Source organism: Ornithinibacillus massiliensis (genome assembly GCF_018310345.1).
In the GTDB taxonomy this organism is placed as follows: Bacteria; Bacillota; Bacilli; order Bacillales; family Amphibacillaceae; genus Ornithinibacillus; species Ornithinibacillus massiliensis.
In genome coordinates, this window is sequence record NZ_JAGXBY010000001.1 from 725,377 (window position 1) to 742,031 (window position 16,655).

Here is a 16,655-nt window from a genome sequence, read left to right on the forward strand (position 1 = left end):
AATTTCCTATCTTTTTATATCCTTTCCTCAAAGGTGATCGAATTGCTGCATTCTCTGCCGCCATTTCAATGCTTTATCTAAGTTTCCATTTTCCTCGTAGATGTCAATTAAACATTGATAGAGTTCCATGTCCGGAGAAAATTGTAACGCTTTTTTTAACTGGTGAATTGCCGAATCATAGTCCTTTTGCTTTTGGTAATGCTGAGCATTCCAGAGAACAAGTTCGATGATGTCTTCTTCTAGTTGCGTATGCCATGCTAGTAGCCAATCGGTGGCTTGGGTATCCTCTATAAGATTTATGGGGAGGGATTGAACTAGCTGGTCAATAAGCTGTTGCCGAATACTTGGTATGCGTTCTTTCATTGCTTCGCGTATTTGTTCCAATAAAGTAGTTACATCGCAATGGATGTCTCCTTGTAGATATACATGGCTACCGTCAATGACTAAAAAGGAGTACTCACTATCGGGAATGGTTAAAAGTTTTCGCAAATGAGATAAATATACTCGTAGATTAGCTCTTGCTTGTTGAATCGGCATATTCGGCCACAAAGCTTCACAAATATTCTCCCTTGTTGTGGAGCGATTAAGTAACAGATAAAGCAGTAATTGTTTTGCAAATCGTTTATTCCATCCGACTTCACTAGGTTTACCTTGAATCGTAACACGAAAATATCCTAGCATTTTAACTTGCAGCTGCTTGTGAGCATGGAGCTTATGAAGCCATTCGTTTTGAATTTGATTGACATACTCAAGCATAGATTCCCCTAAGTCTCGGATGAAAGAATCTTTTATAGTGGGTGTATCATGCTGCTCTGTGACAAAGTCATCGATAATCTGAGCAATCAATTTTGGTTGCTCCAAAACGATGAAGCTTGCAGCATTTGGAATGATTAAATGATGGCAATGTGGAATATGCACGGTATGTAATTTTAAATAATGAAACGGAAATAGCATCTCCTTTGCACCGGATAATATTAGCACGGGGCAGGAAATTTGTTTGATAGGAGTAATCGGATCAGCACTTACACTTAGATCCATCGCTTTAACATATAATTCAAATTCAATTCCTTTAGCATATTCTCGCAGTCGTTTAAGTTCTGAGTGTCCCTTTGGTAATGTGGTGGCCATAGCTTCAAGGTAATCAAAGGGAATCTCCTTTTGATTAGCTGATAATTCCCTGCGATGAGTACGGATACTTTCAATCATATGTGGAGGATGGCATGGCATTGCCATCAACATAACCGTCTTTACCATAGTAGGGAATTGAGCAGCATAGCCTGCGCTAATCAGTGCACCTAATTGCCAGCCTACAAGGTGGACAGACTTTAGGTCTAAGGCGTCTATTAAATCACGTAGGTCCATAATGAAATGCTGAATTGTCAGCTCGTTTATGGGAATATCATTTTCGCTCTTCCCATACCCTCTTAAATCGTAACGTAAAATGGGATAGCTACAGTCTAAAGTCTTGAGGAGTGAATCATAGGCACGCAAATCGACTGCGTTTGAGTGGACAAAGATGAGCGTGTCGTTGGTGCTAGGGTTCGAGGAGGGATTATGCAGCTGATAATGAACGTTCCTACCGTTTATCCTTTTGAATGGCATCCGAATGCCTCCTTTCCCTTATGTTTAATCGGACGTATATGGTTGTGTTTATGTCTAACATTACCGTTAGATAAAATCCTGTAATAGAAGTATATGAAACTACCTTGCTAATATAGGACAAGTTTTAAATGAGAGCTGCAAATTTTATCCAGTTTACCTTGTGTCATGGGAAACAGGATAGGTTAATCTGAGGTGTGGAAAATAATGGGGAAGTATGCTTATACATGTTTCAGTATATAGGAAAAGAAGTATTTTGAGTATTGAGAAGTAACGTGGAACAAGATAATGCTGTTTGTTGTGGTGTACTTACGGCGGGTGAAGAGCCTGTGTTAGGTAAGAATGGGATCAAATGGGGGGTGGTGAGCTCGTATGAGTTTAGGGTGCGTCCAAAGGGTGAGGAGATAGGCCGTTCTCCGGTTAGGATGAGCCCAAACTCCCGCAGAGATGAGCCCGTCTCGGGTTAGGATGGACCCGAAATTGGAATGCATGCGCCCAAGTGAGAGGGACATGAGCCCGAACATGGAGCACATGCCCGAGGGGGAGAAGGACGGACCCGAAATTGGAGTACATGCGCCCAAGTAAGAGTGAGATGGACCCGAACGTGAAGCAGATGAGCCCTTCCCAGGTTAAGATGGGTCCAAACGCCCGAGAGATGAGCCCTTCCTAGGATAAGATGCGCCCAAACGGCCGAGAAATGAGCCCACCCCCAGGTCGAGATGCCCCCAGACCCCCAAGAGAAGATCCCATCTGCAAGTCCAGATGCCCCTAATCCCCGGAACCCCCCCCACCCCTGGTTAGTTGTCCTATTAAATCTTTCAACAATAGATTTTTAATTTCTAGTTCTATTATTTTCACGAACTGTATAAGTTTAATAGTAGGATTACTAGATATGAAAAAGTCTAAAGAGGAGGATGCCCTATTGAAAAATCGTAAAAATTCTATGAAACAAATCCAGAAATTAAAAAAGAAAAAAGCTGCATCAAAGTATCACTCTCTTCAAAGACGGTTGTCGACCGTATCAAATATGAAGCCCCTCCCCATGAATAGAGGGAGCTTAAAATGGAAATATCCGGCTGTATTTCTGTTTACTATATCGTTTCTCATTCTGGCTGTTCCGACATTAGTTGTCCTTCCATTTATCTCGAGTACAGAGGTACTGTCACAATCTATTGAACATAAGCAAACACCGGAACAGGAAGAAGTGTTGGTAGATGATTCGGCTGTAGAAGTTGCAGTAATGCGAGCTCAAAGTGAGGTAGTAGAAAATGTACCGCTAGAGACATATGTAATGGGGGTTGTGGCGTCTGAAATGCCAATTGAATTTGAAACAGAAGCCTTAAAGGCTCAGGCCCTAGCAGCAAGAACCTATATTGTCAATAAAATGATGTACCAAACAGAGGAAGCGGCTTCCAATGTCACGGATACGATTCAAGATCAGGTTTATAATGATGATGCTGAGTTACGTGCGAAATGGGGCAAGAACTATCAGAAGAATATGGAGAAAATATCCGAAGCGGTTATGGCTACAAAGGGGAAAATTATTACGTATAAGGATAAGCCTATCGACCCGCAGTTCTTTTCGACAAGTAATGGGTATACCGAGAATTCGGAGGATTACTATGTGAACGAAATTCCATACTTACGGAGTGTACCAAGCCCATGGGATGAAGCATCACCATACTATTTAGACCAAGAAGTATATTCCTTGGAGCAAGTGGAAGAGGCACTCGGAATTGATTTACCAGCGGAAAAAAAGCTAACTATTGATGTAACTAGAACAGAAAGTAATCGCGTTGATGAATTAAACCTTGCAGGTAATGCCTTTTCAGGTCGTGAAGTACGAGAAAAGCTTCAATTACGCTCAAGCGATTTTACAATCGAACAAAAAAATGACTACCTGATTTTTACGACGAAAGGAAATGGCCACGGAGTTGGAATGAGCCAATACGGTGCGAATGGAATGGCTAAAGAAGGAAAGACATATGAAGATATCGTAAAGTATTACTACAAGGATGTAGAATTAAGCAATCTAGATGATACAGTACCAGCATTGGTTATGCAGTGAAACGAATTTAATACAATGAGAATTGCCTCCGGATCCTTAGTTCTGGAGGTTTTTTGTGCTAGGGACTTTGTCCTTCAGTGTTAAAACATTAACTAGTCTGGTGGATGGTTCCAATAATAATGGGCGAAAGACTAGATCACTTGAAGTCAACTTTCCCCTAAGCTAGTATTACCGCTCACCTATACCTTCTCATCTAATAAATTCCGCTATTAAACCCTCATAACCCCATCCTTTCTACCGCATAAATGTCTTAATATCCCCAAAAGGAAAAGAAAAATGCATGTAAATATAAAAAAAGTGTTAGAGAATGTATAGTTTTTTCCTTTTCTGTTCAGAATGGTTGTTGAGGTGATGTTAGATGAAAGAGGAAAACAAAGCGCCAAAAAAAGGTTGGCAAAGTATTTTCCGTAAAAAATGGTTTTTCCCTGCAGTATACTTAACGATTGCTGCAATTTTACTAGCAGTAGTAGTTTGGTATCAAAATATGGACAATCAATTACCAGAGGCTGGGGATGACCAAGAGTTAAGTGACAATTATAATCCGAATCCACATGAGGATGCACAGCCTGTAATGGAAAATCAAGAAGTTATTAAGATGCCTGTTGCCGATCAGGAACAAGCAGAAATCGTAACGAAATTCTTTGATTACAATGCATCCCAAGAAGATCAAGAAAGTGCACTGATCCTTCATAACAACCGCTATTACCAAAGCACAGGTGTTGACATCGTTTATCCGGACGGTGAAGCATTTGATGTATTGGCAGCACTTAGTGGATCTGTTATGGAAGTGAAGGAAGATCCATTACTAGGAAATGTTGTCATTCTATCACATGACAATGACGTGACAACTTATTATGCTAGTCTTGGAGAAGTTGGTGTGAAAGCAGGGGATGAAATCAAACAGGGTGATGTAATTGGTACTGCTGGTGAGAACATTTTCGGTCAAAACCATGGTACCCATGTACATTTTGAAATTAGAAAAGATGATCAAGTATTTAACCCTGAAGCATTCTTCAACCAACCTGTAAGTAAGCTGGATGAAGGCAAATCGGAGGATGTTTCCGAGGAGCAAGATACTTCTAGTACGTCATCTGAAGAAGTAGATTCTGAAAATGTGGATGAGGAACAACCAGCAGAAAACGATAACGAAAATGATAACGAAGATTCACCGGAAGATACTCCTGATTCATCTTCTGACTCAGAGGAGTAATGAAGAGAAATCCTAGCAATTTACCAAGCTAGGATTTCTTTTTCTGTTTAGAAGATAAGAAGTATAACAGTCTTTCAGGCTGGATAAGTAAAAGTGAATGTGGGCTGGGACACAATTAAAAGAAGTAAATGTAAAACGGAATGATGCAAAATACTAGGTCCAGAAATAAAGGTAAATAAAAATCTGGAGGATAGTGCACATGCCCAGATACCTTGGGCCAACTAATAATGATCCGTAACGAGCTTCTTCGGTGCAAGACCGCACGGAGGATTACCCCTGTAATAGCATGGCATGAGCAGCCGCTAGGAGCAAAGTAGGCACTGCGAGGGTCTTTACTAACAGAAGTCACCCCCGAACTGGAAGTAAGTGCAAGTATATTTCTGGAGCGGGGGCTTAGTTCATCATTTGGTTTTTCCATTATATTAAATCCTTTGTCTAACCTTCCTAGTTATCCGCTAAAGTTACATTAGTCTAACTAGTGAAATTTTCCTATAAATGCAAATTTAACACGATTGCAAAATAACGATGCAATATTATGTAATATTCCTATATAAAAAGTCCCTATCTATCTCCAAAATATCCGATAAATCACCATTTCTCCTGAAAAATATGTCGAACGATTACGACCCTTTTTCACTTGAATGTATGGTAATATGAAGTAGTGAAAAAATACTAGATTTAATATATTGCATAAACACCAACCTACAAGAAATGTACTAATTCATAGATAAAATGTGATATATCGTACAAGTTTGAAAGGGTGGAATAACCAAAAATGAGCTTCGGAAACCTAAATCTCCTAGCAGATAACATAGCGTCAATGGTAGAAAGTCCAGAATTAACAATTGGACAAGTTATCTTATTACTTTCCCAAGAACATGAAGAACAAAAAGTGTTAGAATTAACTAGAAAATTTTGCTTACAATCGTCCTCCAAAGAGATCCAGAAAAAAGGAATGGAGTTTCTATATATTAATGGATATTTTGAAGATCTAAAAATATTAATCGCCAAAAACTCACTATCCAATGATGCCTCCAACCAAACCTGGGCGCAAGTATATCAAATTATGCTAGAACGTCGAATGAATGAGTCTTCCAGTATGGGAAAAATGAGAGCTAGGTTGAAGGATATCAAAACGACAGATGCTGAATTAAGATGCTTAATAGAAATTACCATTATAGATACATATTTTTACCAAATGGATTTTGGGAAGATTGGTAACTTCTTAGAAAAGCAATATGAACTGTTTGAACCAATTCAAGATAATTTCATGCTTTCCTGCTTAAACTTGAGACTATATCAAAAACTATTTTTCTATTATTGGAAGCGAAATGAATTAATAATTGCAAGGAAATATGCGTTTCGTGCATTAAACCAGACAAATAGTTCCCCAACTAAAGTAGGCCTTCATATGAATTTAGGTTTATCTTACACATTTGATACGTACTACCAAGGTATGTACCATATGAAGGAAGCATTGAAAATAGCTAAGCAAAATAATCTCACGGGCTATGTCCGTCAAATAGAGAATTTTTCCATTCCATTTTTAGCTGCACATTTTCGAAAGCCTAATGGCATTACCACCGACGATATAAGTGAACAAGCACATTTAGAAATTGCTAAAGGAAATAATGAGAAGGCAATTACGTTATTAGAGGATATTTATCCGACTAGTCCGTTTAAGATGTACTATATGGGACTAGCGAAACAGGATAAGAACATTTTATCAGAAGCTTGTAGAATGTTTGTGGAAAGAAGTGACTATTTCTTTAGCCGATTACCGATGACAGCCATGCAACATCTTTAATTGGGTTATGATAGGATTCAGCTTATTGAAGGTAATGTCTTATACGAGAGGAGGAATAAAATGGAGAATATTAAAAAGTTTAGCTTTTGCCTATTTCTAAGTTTTATAGTTCTCTTCACGATAATTCAACCGTTTAGTTCAGTAACTGCAGATCCTGAGTATGGTACCGTCGACTAATATAATTTTGATAGCATAATAAGCTGAATCCTTTCATATATAACCAAAAGTGCCTCGTGTACTTTTGGTTATTTTTATGCCTGTTAATGCTAAATAGGGGAATTTTCTAACTAAAATTAAAAAACATCTTGTCCCCCTTGCGATTAAATGGAATTTTAATCATAATCCCCCCCCTCCGTTAATAAAATGTTACAAACCAAGCATTCAGTAAGTCTGAGGTGAGAGCTTATGTGGCTCTTCTATTACACATCGTATTTGCTTGATTACATATAAACCTAACACATAAAATCGCAATGCATTTAAAACGTATACATACATATGAACGTAACGTCTTTTTATTATATTAATTCCATTTTATACCATATATGTAACTAAGTACCTGTTAGTTATCGACGTCACAGCCACGGAACATCCATTCTTTACATTGTAAAGGTGGACAGTCGAAAAATGACCACTATTCATTTTTCGGATCACCTAGTCTCTGGAATGACACCTCAGAAATATTCAACATAGGGAGGCGAAAGGTGTGCACGATTACATCAAAGAAAGAACTATCAGGATCGGAGAGCATATCGTAGAAACGAGAAAGACCGTCCGGGTGATAGCAAAAGAATTTGGTGTTTCCAAAAGCACAGTTCATAAAGATTTAACAGAACGCTTACCAGAGCTAAATCCTGAATTAGCTCTAAAGGTAAAAGAAATCCTAGAATACCACAAATCTATTCGACATTTACGAGGAGGAGAAGCAACCCGAAAAAAATACAAAACCGAAGAAACGGGAGCCTCAGTATAAACAAATACATGCAATGATCATCATCCTCTTAAGGAGGTGAATGGTAGGAGAGTACTTAACGTAAGGAGCAAGGGCTTGGCTAAGAAAAAAGTATTTTCTTATTGCATGGGAGGTATGCAGAAGAGGGAAACGCACCCAGGGAGAGGGGTGCGTTTTTTAGTGGGGGGCGGGGGATGAGCCCGAGTGAGGAGAAGATGAACCCGAAAGAGGTGGCATCAAAGTAAAGGGGGATAGTCCCACAGATTACCCCAAAAAAAGTTGCTGTAAAAAGAGCCTGAAGGTAGAAATAAAAAGGCTCATATTCCTTGGGAAAGAATATGAACCTAAACATGGATTCAATCATTAAATATAGATTGTTTTCCTAATGGTAAGAAAGAATCTTGGGGGAATTTTTCTGATGGGGGGCTATGGTACCTTCTGCCAAAATTTTTACCGGTCAATTCAAGATTCATTGAATAGAGGAGACGTCTTGTTGCTTTAGTGGACTTAAGTTGAAGAATTTCTCGACAACTTTGGTTTGTAATAGTTGGTTCAAAAAGCAAAAAATAACTAATATTTTTTGCTCATGTGCTTTAGCATCCTCTTTGCCGCAATTTAGGCAAACCCATAAACCGAAAGATGAGCCCGCTCCCAGGGAAGAAGCTCCCAACCCTGCCCCCAAGATAGTCCCAATAAACCAAAAGATAAGCCCATCCCAAAAAAAAGATGCTCCCAAACCAACCACATCCAAACCTATACCCCAATCCCAGTTCACCTAAACTAATTTTTACTACTTTTTTCCTAATTTGCAGTTTTATGTAGAATTTTGTGGTATTATATTATATAAGTAGCATTGTGTTTTCTAAACAAGTGCGGAAAGTTTCTTACGAGGAGGATTTTGATGTTTTCAAGGGATATTGGGATCGACCTTGGGACTGCCAATGTGTTGATACATGTTAAGGGAAAAGGAATTGTATTAAATGAACCATCGGTAGTTGCAATGGATCGAAATACAGGCAAAGTACTTGAGGTCGGAGAAGCAGCGAGACGTATGGTTGGACGGACACCAGGAAATATAGAAGCTATTCGCCCACTTAAGGATGGGGTTATTGCTGATTTTGATGTAACAGAAGCAATGTTAAAATATTTTATTAATAAAATCAATGTAAAAGGGTTTCTTTCAAAGCCTAGAATGCTTATATGCTGCCCGACAAATATTACAAAGGTAGAGCAAAAAGCGATTAAAGAGGCAGCTGAGAAATCCGGTGGTAAAAAAGTATACTTAGAAGAAGAGCCAAAGGTTGCGGCTATTGGTGCTGGGATGGAGATTTATCAGCCTAGTGGGAATATGGTCGTGGATATTGGTGGCGGTACGACAGATGTAGCCGTTCTTTCCATGGGTGATATTGTAACCTCAGAGTCGATTAAAATGGCCGGGGACAAATTTGATGTAGAAATACTTCAATACATAAAGCGTAAATATAAGCTTCTAATTGGTGAGCGTACAGCAGAAGATATTAAAATTAATATTGCAACAGTATTTAAAGATGCTCGCCAAGAAGAAATGGATATTCGTGGGCGTGATATGGTTAGTGGACTTCCACGTACGATTACAGTTCATTCTAATGAAATTGAAGAGGCACTTCGCGAGTCAGTGTCGTTGATTGTACAAGGTGCGAAGTCTGTTCTTGAACGTACACCACCTGAATTATCTGCAGATATTATTGATCGAGGTGTTATCTTAACTGGTGGTGGTGCACTAATCCACGGTATAGACCAGTTATTAGCAGAAGAATTGAAGGTACCAGTGTTCCTAGCAGAGGAGCCAATGCATTGTGTGGCAAAAGGAACCGGAATTATGCTTGAAAATATTGATAAAGTAGAACGTAGAAGTATCGTTTAATTTTTTGCAGGTGGAATAGTGTAAAGTTCTTTTCCGCTAGCAAAAAAACTACCATTCGATAAAGGAAGAGCGAATGAGTTTTGCTACTAAGTTTATGCGAGAGCGCATCACAGATTTCGTACGCATAAGGGGAGGCGTAATTGTAATGCTAAGAGGATTTTATACTGCTGCAAGTGGAATGATTTCGATGCAAAGACAACAGGAAGCTTTAGCGAATAATATTTCCAATGCTAATACTCCTGGTTACAAAGCAGATCAAGCGACGCTACGAGCGTTTCCTGAGATGTTAATGTACCAAATGGGGCAAGAGACGCTTCCAACCAAACAACCAAAAAACCTACCAGTTCAAAATCCCATTGGATCTTTGAACACAGGGGTTTATGTGCAGGAATATGTGCCAGATTTTGTTCAAGGTGCTTTAAGGGAGACAGGAGTTTCCACGGATCTTGCATTAATTGATGGTGTATTCCCTGATGAGACTGGAAGCATCTTTTTCACCGTGCAAAATGAAAATGGTGATCCACGTTATACAAGAAACGGTAATTTTACGGTTGATGGACAAGGATTCCTAGTAACAACGGAAGGATATTATGTTCTGAACCAAGCCGGTAACCCGATTCAAACGAACGGGATGGAATTTATCGTGACACCTGATGGGCAGCTTCAATTAGGTGGGCAACAAATCCAGCTTGGAATTGCATATACACCGGATGTCAATCAGTTAGCTAAGGAAGGAAATGGCCTATATAATGGGGAAGCAGGGCCAGTACCTGCAGGGGCTACGTTCTCTGTTCAACAAGGCTTTCTAGAACAGTCTAATGTTGATTCGGCACAAACGATGACGCAAATGATGGAAGCTTATCGTACGTTCGAAATGAATCAACGTGTATTAAAAGCATATGATGAAAGTTTAGGAAAAGCAGTAAGTGAGATTGGGCGAATCGGATAATTACTAGTGGAGAAGGAGGGAACCTCATGTCTAGGTCTATGATTCAAGCAGCAGTAACCATGAATCAGCTCCAACAAAAAATAGACGTTATTGGGAATAACTTGGCAAATAGTCAGACGACCGGATACAAGGCAAGACAAGCTGAATTTTCTTCCTTGTTGTATCAACAAATTAATAATTTGAATGACCCAGCGAACGCTGAAGGTAGATTAACACCGGATGGTGTACGTGTCGGATCGGGTGCAAAGCTTGGTTCCATTAATATTGATTTATCTGTTGGTTCTCTTCAAGAGACTGGTCGTGCCTTAGATATTGCATTATTACAGCCAAATCAGTTATTCCAAGTTTCGGTAACCGAGAATAACGTAACAGAAACACGTTATACAAGAGACGGTTCATTCTATCTAAGTCCAATTGCGAATAACCAAGTCATGTTGACAACAAAAGATGGTGATCCTGTACTAGGAACAACAGGACAAATCATTTTTGAAAACGGATTTGATGATATTCAAATTGCAGATAATGGATTAATTACCGTAAAACGAGGAATGAATACGGAAGTCGTTGGGCAATTAGAAGTAGTCGAAGCAGTTAGACCAAGACTTTTAGAGGCTACTGGCAATAACAATTTCCGATTGCCAACAGATTTAGCGGGACTTGGGTATAATCAGGCAGAAATTATTCAAGAGGTACCAGCACAGTTAAAAAGTGGTACTCTGGAAACATCGAATGTTAATATGGGTAAGGAATTAACAGATCTAATCACGGCTCAACGTTCATATCAATTTAATGCAAGAACAATTTCCATGGGCGATCAAATGATGGGATTAGTAAGTCAACTACGTTCGTAATCCGAATAAGTATTGACGTGCATATCAAGAATAACTTATATTTAGATAAATAATGATTTGTATGGAAATAGGTGAACCAAGTTATGACCACAACGAACCAAGTGGAGAAATCGAATGAAGAAAAATCTACTAGAAGCAGGCGTTTGGAAGTAACCGCAGAAGAAAAAAGTGGTGCAAAGAAAAATGACACAGCGGAAAAAAAACAATCCAAACCACCGGTAAATAAAGAGGAAAGTTCTTCTAGTAAAAAAGCTTCTACTGCTAAAAAGCAACGGAGGAAGAGGTCTGCTAATGCTGAAGCGGAGTTAGACGAAACGTTACAGCAGACTAGGAAACAACAAAAGAAAAAGCGAAAAGAAGAAAAACGTAAGAATAAAAAACCAAGATTACGTATTTTTCCAATTTGGTTACGTCTTATTGTTGTTGCAGGCCTTAGTGTAGTTGCTTTTGCCGCAGGATTAATGATTGGTTATGGCATAATAGGTGATGGGGAACCTGGTGATGCATTAAAATGGGAAACTTGGCAGCATATAATTGATATTGTGAAAAAAGAAAACTAATGAATTGGACCTGTACTACAGATAAGTACAGGTTTTTTATATTTTTTAGAAGGAAAAATTACCCAAAATGTAGAAATAGGATACAAAACCTATTTCGAAATGAGGTGCGTGGATGTTTTTTCTTCAAATGTCAGGCTTTCCTGGTTCGGGAAAATCAACATTAGCAAGAGAGATTGCCCTCCAAACAGGTGCGGTTTTAGTAGATCATCATCTGACGAAAACGGCATTACTAGAAGAAATACCTGATATTGATACAAAACAAGCTGGTAAAGCTTCTTATAAAATGGATTGGGCAATTATTGAGGCGAATCTTTCTATAGGAAATAGTGCCATTTTAGACAGTCCTTGTCTATATCAACCGATGATTGAAAAGGGAGAACGACTTGCGGAGCAATATAAAGCTAAATACAAATATGTGGAATGTTATCTGGATGATTTTCAAGAAATCAATCATCGTCTTAAGCAGCGAGAAAGCTTACCTAGTCAGATAAAGGAAGTCAGCTCAGAGGTTGTTTTTCAAAGCACGCTCCGCAATAGTAAAAAACCAATGAATCATCCAATTTTAGTTATTGATACGAAAAAAAGATTGGATACATATATACAAAAGGTGATGGATTATGTAAAAGCATAAATTACTAATACCTACTACTATTATCTGGTATAATAGAAGAAACATACAAAAAGGAGCGTTTTAACTTGGATATTAATGAAATTAAAAATACGATTCCACATCGCTATCCCTTCTTATTAGTAGATAAGGTTCTTGAAATGGAAGAAGGAAAGCGTGTAGTCGGTTTAAAAAATGTAACAGTAAATGAACCATTTTTCCAAGGACATTTTCCAGATTATCCTGTAATGCCGGGGGTATTAATTGTCGAGGCTTTAGCCCAGGCTGGTGCTATCGCTATTCTAGGGAAAGAAGAAAATCGCGGAAAGCTTGGATTTCTTGCCGGTATTGATAAATGCCGCTTTAAACGACAAGTAAAGCCAGGCGACCAGCTCAAACTAGAGGTAGAAATCGTTCGTGTGAAAGGTCCAATCGGAAAAGGTAAAGGAATCGCAACAGTTGATGGTGAATTAGCTTGTGAAGCGGAAATCACCTTTGCTATTAAATAAAATTAAGAATGCTGCCTTGAAGGTAGCATTTTTTATTTTCTCCAAGGTTTCGGAACTAAAAAGATAATAAAATATTCTTTCTTCCTATAAATACATTAAATTTCCGTAAAAAAATCCGTATCAGATTTGTTATAAAGGGGTAAGCTATTTCCGAAAGTTATTACTACAAGGAGGAAATGTCATGAACAAAAAATGGCTAATTAAACTAGGGGCACCTGTTTTGGCATTATCGCTTATGGCGGCATGTGGAAATAATGATACTGAAGATCCCATTGAAGATGAAGCGCCGCTAAATCAGGAAGACGATAATGGCCTTAACAATGGTTTAGAGAACGATGGTACGAATGATGGTACTGGAACAGATGGTGGTATGGGTGATGGCCAAAACGGTGGTACTGGAACTGATAATGGTACCGGTACTGGCGATGATGGACAAATTAATAATGATGACAATTTATTAGAAGATGAGAATAACAGAAGAGACGACGAAAATAATCAATAATGATGAAATAATCCCCTCTGCACAGTAGGCTAAGGGGATTTTTCATGGTTATAACCGAATATCCACACTTTTACCAAGTGTTGGATGGGGAGCTTGTTGAACAGATTGACTTAGCATCTCCGTCAATTGTGCTCCCTGCTGCTGCATGAGATCTTTAACATTGGCTATCATGGCTAGGCTAGCATCTGAACGAACTTGACTATTTGCCATCACCACTGACATTGCTGCAATATCCATCTTAAAAAACCTCCTCACCCGATACATCAATTGTAACATACTTAACTTTATATGAAACCATCGATACATCAAGGAGCGTGAAGAGCGAGGGAAGGGATTATTTGCTGTTGTAGGGTCGTATGAACAAGTGAACAGGTAACATTTGAGATAGAAACGGTCACAAGGTTGTATGAAAGGGGAGCATCTATCGCGGGCCTGGTCGCATGGAAGGGAGAAACGGGTGCATCAAAATAAGAAAAGGTAACAAGGTTTTCAGGAAAGGGAGCATCTAACATGTGCCCGGTCGCATGAAAGATAGAAACGGTCACAATTACCGTGAGAAAGGTACATCTCCAAGCACCCGAACACATAAAAAATAGAAACGATCACAACATAATCAGAAAATGCCCCAAAAAAGAGCGCACCTACCCCTTACCCAAGCCTATCCACAATAGTTTAAAACCTCATACAAATAAACAAGCATGCTAATCTATTTATCTACTTTTTTTATATGTACCTATGATAAAATATAAGCATCATGTAATTTCAAATGCTTTATGCGATGAGGTGTGAATTATGAATGAAAGATTTTCTGTTTCTTTAGCTAATTATTTACGAGCACGGTTTGCTTTTTTGTCAATCACGACGTGGGAAGAGGATCGACTTATTCGTGATATTAAAGAGGTATGTTATGAGCCTGAACTAATCAAAACTCCGCGGAAGGTGTATACATGGAGTGTAACCGAAGGGTTAGTGGATGACGATGGAAGAGCGAATCATAATACGAAGCAGCCACTACCAGCTCTTGATCAAATCGAAAAAATAGATGAACCGTCTGTTTTTATTCTGAAGGATTTTCATATTTATTTAGGTGGAGAAAATAGAAATCCTGATTTTAACATTGTCCGTCGCATCAGAGATCTTGCATCCGTCTTAGTGAATAGTCCGGTACCTAAAAATGTTATTTTTGTTGCTCCTTCATTTTCTATTCCATTGGAACTGCAAAAGGATATTATTATCGTAGATTACGGATTACCTACATATGATGAAATTAAAAAAGTATTACATCAAATGATTGAAGCGAATAAAAATAATTCTAGAATTCAAATTAATTTAAATAAGGAAGAAGAAGAAAAACTTATTAAGGCTGCATTAGGGTTGACGATACAAGAAGCAGAAAATGCTTTTGCTTTATCGATGGTTTATGATGGAAGATTAGATATTAATACAGTGGAGCACGTACTTTCTGAAAAACAGCAAATCATCAAGAAGAACGGTTTGCTTGAGTATATACCTCAAGATCCAAGTATGGAAGATATTGGTGGGTTAGAAAATATAAAACGGTGGTTAAGAAAACGGGACAATTCATGGTTAGAATCTGCGAGTGAATATGGCCTTCCTGCTCCTAAAGGCTTATTAATAACTGGAGTACCGGGATGTGGAAAAAGTTTAATTGCGAAGGCTGTCAGTTCCTTGTGGAGGCTTCCACTTTTAAAACTGGATATGGGGAAAATATTTAGTGGTATTGTGGGCAGTAGTGAGGAGAATATGCGCAAAGCGATTGAAACCGCGGAAGCAATTTCACCTTCTATTCTTTGGATTGATGAGATTGAAAAAGGATTAGGTGGAACCAATACTAGTGGGGATAGCGGTACTTCCACGCGTATTTTTGGTACGTTATTAACATGGATGCAAGAGAAAAAAGAACCTGTATTCCTAGTCGCCACTGCAAATAATATCCAAGCATTACCTCCTGAGTTACTTAGAAAGGGTCGGTTTGATGAAATCTTTTTCGTCGACCTACCTACACATAAAGAGCGAAAAGAAATCTTTAAAATTCATATTCAGAAACGGTTAACATCTGATAAAGTAAGAGGACATTTTCAACTTAGTGATTTAACCTTTGAAAAATTAGCAGAAGCCTCAGAAGGGTTTATCGGTGCAGAAATTGAGCAAGCAGTTATTTCTGGATTATTTGAGGCATACTCGGAGAAACGGTCACTTCAGGAAGAAGATATTTTAAAGGCAATTGAACGAACGGTTCCTTTGTCGATTACACAATCTGAACAGATCCGTTCTATTCGGGAATGGGCAAACGTCCGAGCGGTTGCGGCAACTCCTCAAGATGATCGAATAGATTATCATCAAGTTATGCACAAGGAAGAGCCAAAAGAAGCGCCGGAAGACGAAGATATTTACCGGTCACGGGGTGGAAGGACTTTAGATTTTTAAGCCTGAAAGGAGTTTATATAAATGAGTTTATCTGTTGTACTTGTTCCGCTTGCTCTTGCAGCAGCAAATTCTGCAGTTTCATTTGCTATAAAGGATAAAGTGGAAGAAGGAGTTCTGTACAGAATTGAGACAAACATGAAGGATGAGAGTATATTAGCAGAAGCGTTAAAAGGCTTCGGCTGCCAAGTGGAATTGAATGAACAAACATTCCATTCGACTATCGGGGAAATTCAAATGGCGTTCCAGCAACAAGAAGATGGGACATTTAGTGGAATCTTTAATGAAAGTGTATCAACCGATGAAGCGACCGAGTTTCTACAAGATGTACAGAAGGAGTATATAAGAATCGTCCAAAAACAAACATATGAAAAATTAATGGCACGAGCAAAAGTAGAGGGATTAGTACTAGAACAAGAAAGTACAAATGAGGATGATTCCATTGTGTTGACTTTTCAGGTAAAGGAGTCGTTAAAGATTGAGTAAAAAAATCAAATTTGAAATAACACCAACAGGTGAGATTCGAGTAAAAACACTCGGAATGAAGGGTGAAGAATGTTTAAGCTATGTTGAATTAATGGAAAGATTAGCTGATGCAACCTCGATAGATTCGGATTTTACAGAAGAGTACTATGAGACTAATATAATTCAAGAGCAACAAATTCGGCAGCATAGTAACTTGAAAGGGGAGTAGAA

At 38.6% G+C, this 16,655-nt stretch carries 17 protein-coding genes; 14 read left to right on the forward strand and 3 right to left on the reverse strand.

The genetic code is table 11. The annotated features are described in order from the left end of the window. Positions 1-27 precede the first annotated feature (27 nt). Entirely contained in the window at positions 28-1,602 is a 1,575-nt protein-coding gene (locus KGF86_RS03490; protein WP_211741133.1) for an alpha/beta hydrolase, read from the reverse strand. A gap of 919 nt (positions 1,603-2,521) precedes the next feature. Between KGF86_RS03490 and spoIID the strand changes: the two genes are divergently transcribed. The 4 genes from spoIID to spoIIID all read left to right on the forward strand — a co-directional run bounded on the left by spoIID (position 2,522) and on the right by spoIIID (position 7,654). After that, on the forward strand, positions 2,522-3,667 hold the full coding sequence (gene spoIID, locus KGF86_RS03495; protein WP_246521270.1) for a stage II sporulation protein D: 1,146 nt from the start codon (positions 2,522-2,524) through the stop codon (positions 3,665-3,667). A 358-nt stretch (positions 3,668-4,025) separates the two neighbouring features. After that, positions 4,026-4,877, forward strand: a complete 852-nt coding sequence (gene spoIIQ, locus KGF86_RS03500) for a stage II sporulation protein SpoIIQ (protein WP_186868350.1) — start codon at positions 4,026-4,028, stop codon at positions 4,875-4,877. Between the two features lie 775 nt (positions 4,878-5,652). Beyond that, complete coding sequence (locus KGF86_RS03505; RefSeq protein ID WP_211741135.1) at positions 5,653-6,684, forward strand: AimR family lysis-lysogeny pheromone receptor; 1,032 nt, start codon at positions 5,653-5,655, stop codon at positions 6,682-6,684. A gap of 703 nt (positions 6,685-7,387) precedes the next feature. Next, positions 7,388-7,654: a sporulation transcriptional regulator SpoIIID gene (gene spoIIID / locus KGF86_RS03510; protein ID WP_186868352.1), complete on the forward strand. Its 267-nt coding sequence runs from the start codon at positions 7,388-7,390 to the stop codon at positions 7,652-7,654. A gap of 448 nt (positions 7,655-8,102) precedes the next feature. On the opposite strand, the gene KGF86_RS03515 is transcribed toward spoIIID, so the two are convergent. After that, positions 8,103-8,384, reverse strand: a complete 282-nt coding sequence (locus KGF86_RS03515; protein ID WP_211741136.1) for a hypothetical protein — start codon at positions 8,382-8,384, stop codon at positions 8,103-8,105. A gap of 150 nt (positions 8,385-8,534) precedes the next feature. On the opposite strand from KGF86_RS03515, the gene mreB reads away from it, so the two are divergent. The 7 genes from mreB (at position 8,535) to KGF86_RS03550 (ending at position 13,514) form a co-directional block, all read left to right on the forward strand. Next, positions 8,535-9,536: a rod shape-determining protein gene (mreB, locus tag KGF86_RS03520; RefSeq protein ID WP_186868354.1), complete on the forward strand. Its 1,002-nt coding sequence runs from the start codon at positions 8,535-8,537 to the stop codon at positions 9,534-9,536. A 145-nt stretch (positions 9,537-9,681) separates the two neighbouring features. Continuing rightward, positions 9,682-10,485 carry a flagellar hook-basal body protein gene (locus KGF86_RS03525; RefSeq protein ID WP_186868355.1) on the forward strand — a complete coding sequence of 268 codons (804 nt, stop codon included), beginning with the start codon at positions 9,682-9,684 and terminating at the stop codon, positions 10,483-10,485. Positions 10,486-10,511: 26 nt separating this feature from the next. Continuing rightward, positions 10,512-11,336, forward strand: a complete 825-nt coding sequence (locus KGF86_RS03530; RefSeq protein ID WP_211741137.1) for a flagellar hook-basal body protein — start codon at positions 10,512-10,514, stop codon at positions 11,334-11,336. 83 nt (positions 11,337-11,419) lie between these two features. After that, entirely contained in the window at positions 11,420-11,896 is a 477-nt protein-coding gene (locus KGF86_RS03535; RefSeq protein WP_211741138.1) for a DNA-directed RNA polymerase subunit beta, read from the forward strand. A 112-nt stretch (positions 11,897-12,008) separates the two neighbouring features. Beyond that, positions 12,009-12,527, forward strand: a complete 519-nt coding sequence (locus KGF86_RS03540; protein ID WP_211741139.1) for a P-loop nucleotide/nucleoside kinase family protein — start codon at positions 12,009-12,011, stop codon at positions 12,525-12,527. A 65-nt stretch (positions 12,528-12,592) separates the two neighbouring features. After that, the gene (gene fabZ, locus KGF86_RS03545) at positions 12,593-13,012 is read left to right on the forward strand and encodes a 3-hydroxyacyl-ACP dehydratase FabZ (protein WP_186868359.1); all 420 of its coding nucleotides are present in this window, start codon (positions 12,593-12,595) and stop codon (positions 13,010-13,012) included. Between the two features lie 181 nt (positions 13,013-13,193). Beyond that, the gene (locus KGF86_RS03550) at positions 13,194-13,514 is read left to right on the forward strand and encodes a hypothetical protein (RefSeq protein ID WP_186868360.1); all 321 of its coding nucleotides are present in this window, start codon (positions 13,194-13,196) and stop codon (positions 13,512-13,514) included. Positions 13,515-13,562: 48 nt separating this feature from the next. On the opposite strand, the gene KGF86_RS03555 is transcribed toward KGF86_RS03550, so the two are convergent. After that, positions 13,563-13,790, reverse strand: coding sequence for a YjfB family protein (locus tag KGF86_RS03555; RefSeq protein WP_246521271.1), 228 nt, complete (start codon positions 13,788-13,790; stop codon positions 13,563-13,565). Positions 13,791-14,306: 516 nt separating this feature from the next. Here KGF86_RS03555 and KGF86_RS03560 point away from each other — a divergent pair. Genes KGF86_RS03560 through KGF86_RS03570 form a run of 3 tightly spaced genes read left to right on the forward strand, consistent with a single transcriptional unit; the run spans position 14,307 to position 16,653 of the window. After that, a complete protein-coding gene (locus tag KGF86_RS03560; RefSeq protein WP_211741140.1) occupies positions 14,307-15,962 on the forward strand; it encodes an AAA family ATPase in 1,656 nt (551 codons plus the stop codon). Between the two features lie 21 nt (positions 15,963-15,983). Then, positions 15,984-16,445: a hypothetical protein gene (locus tag KGF86_RS03565; protein WP_211741141.1), complete on the forward strand. Its 462-nt coding sequence runs from the start codon at positions 15,984-15,986 to the stop codon at positions 16,443-16,445. Next, positions 16,438-16,653, forward strand: a complete 216-nt coding sequence (locus KGF86_RS03570) for a DUF2997 domain-containing protein (RefSeq protein WP_186868364.1) — start codon at positions 16,438-16,440, stop codon at positions 16,651-16,653. Before KGF86_RS03565 ends, KGF86_RS03570 begins: the two co-directional genes overlap by 8 nt. The last annotated feature ends 2 nt before the right edge of the window (positions 16,654-16,655 follow it).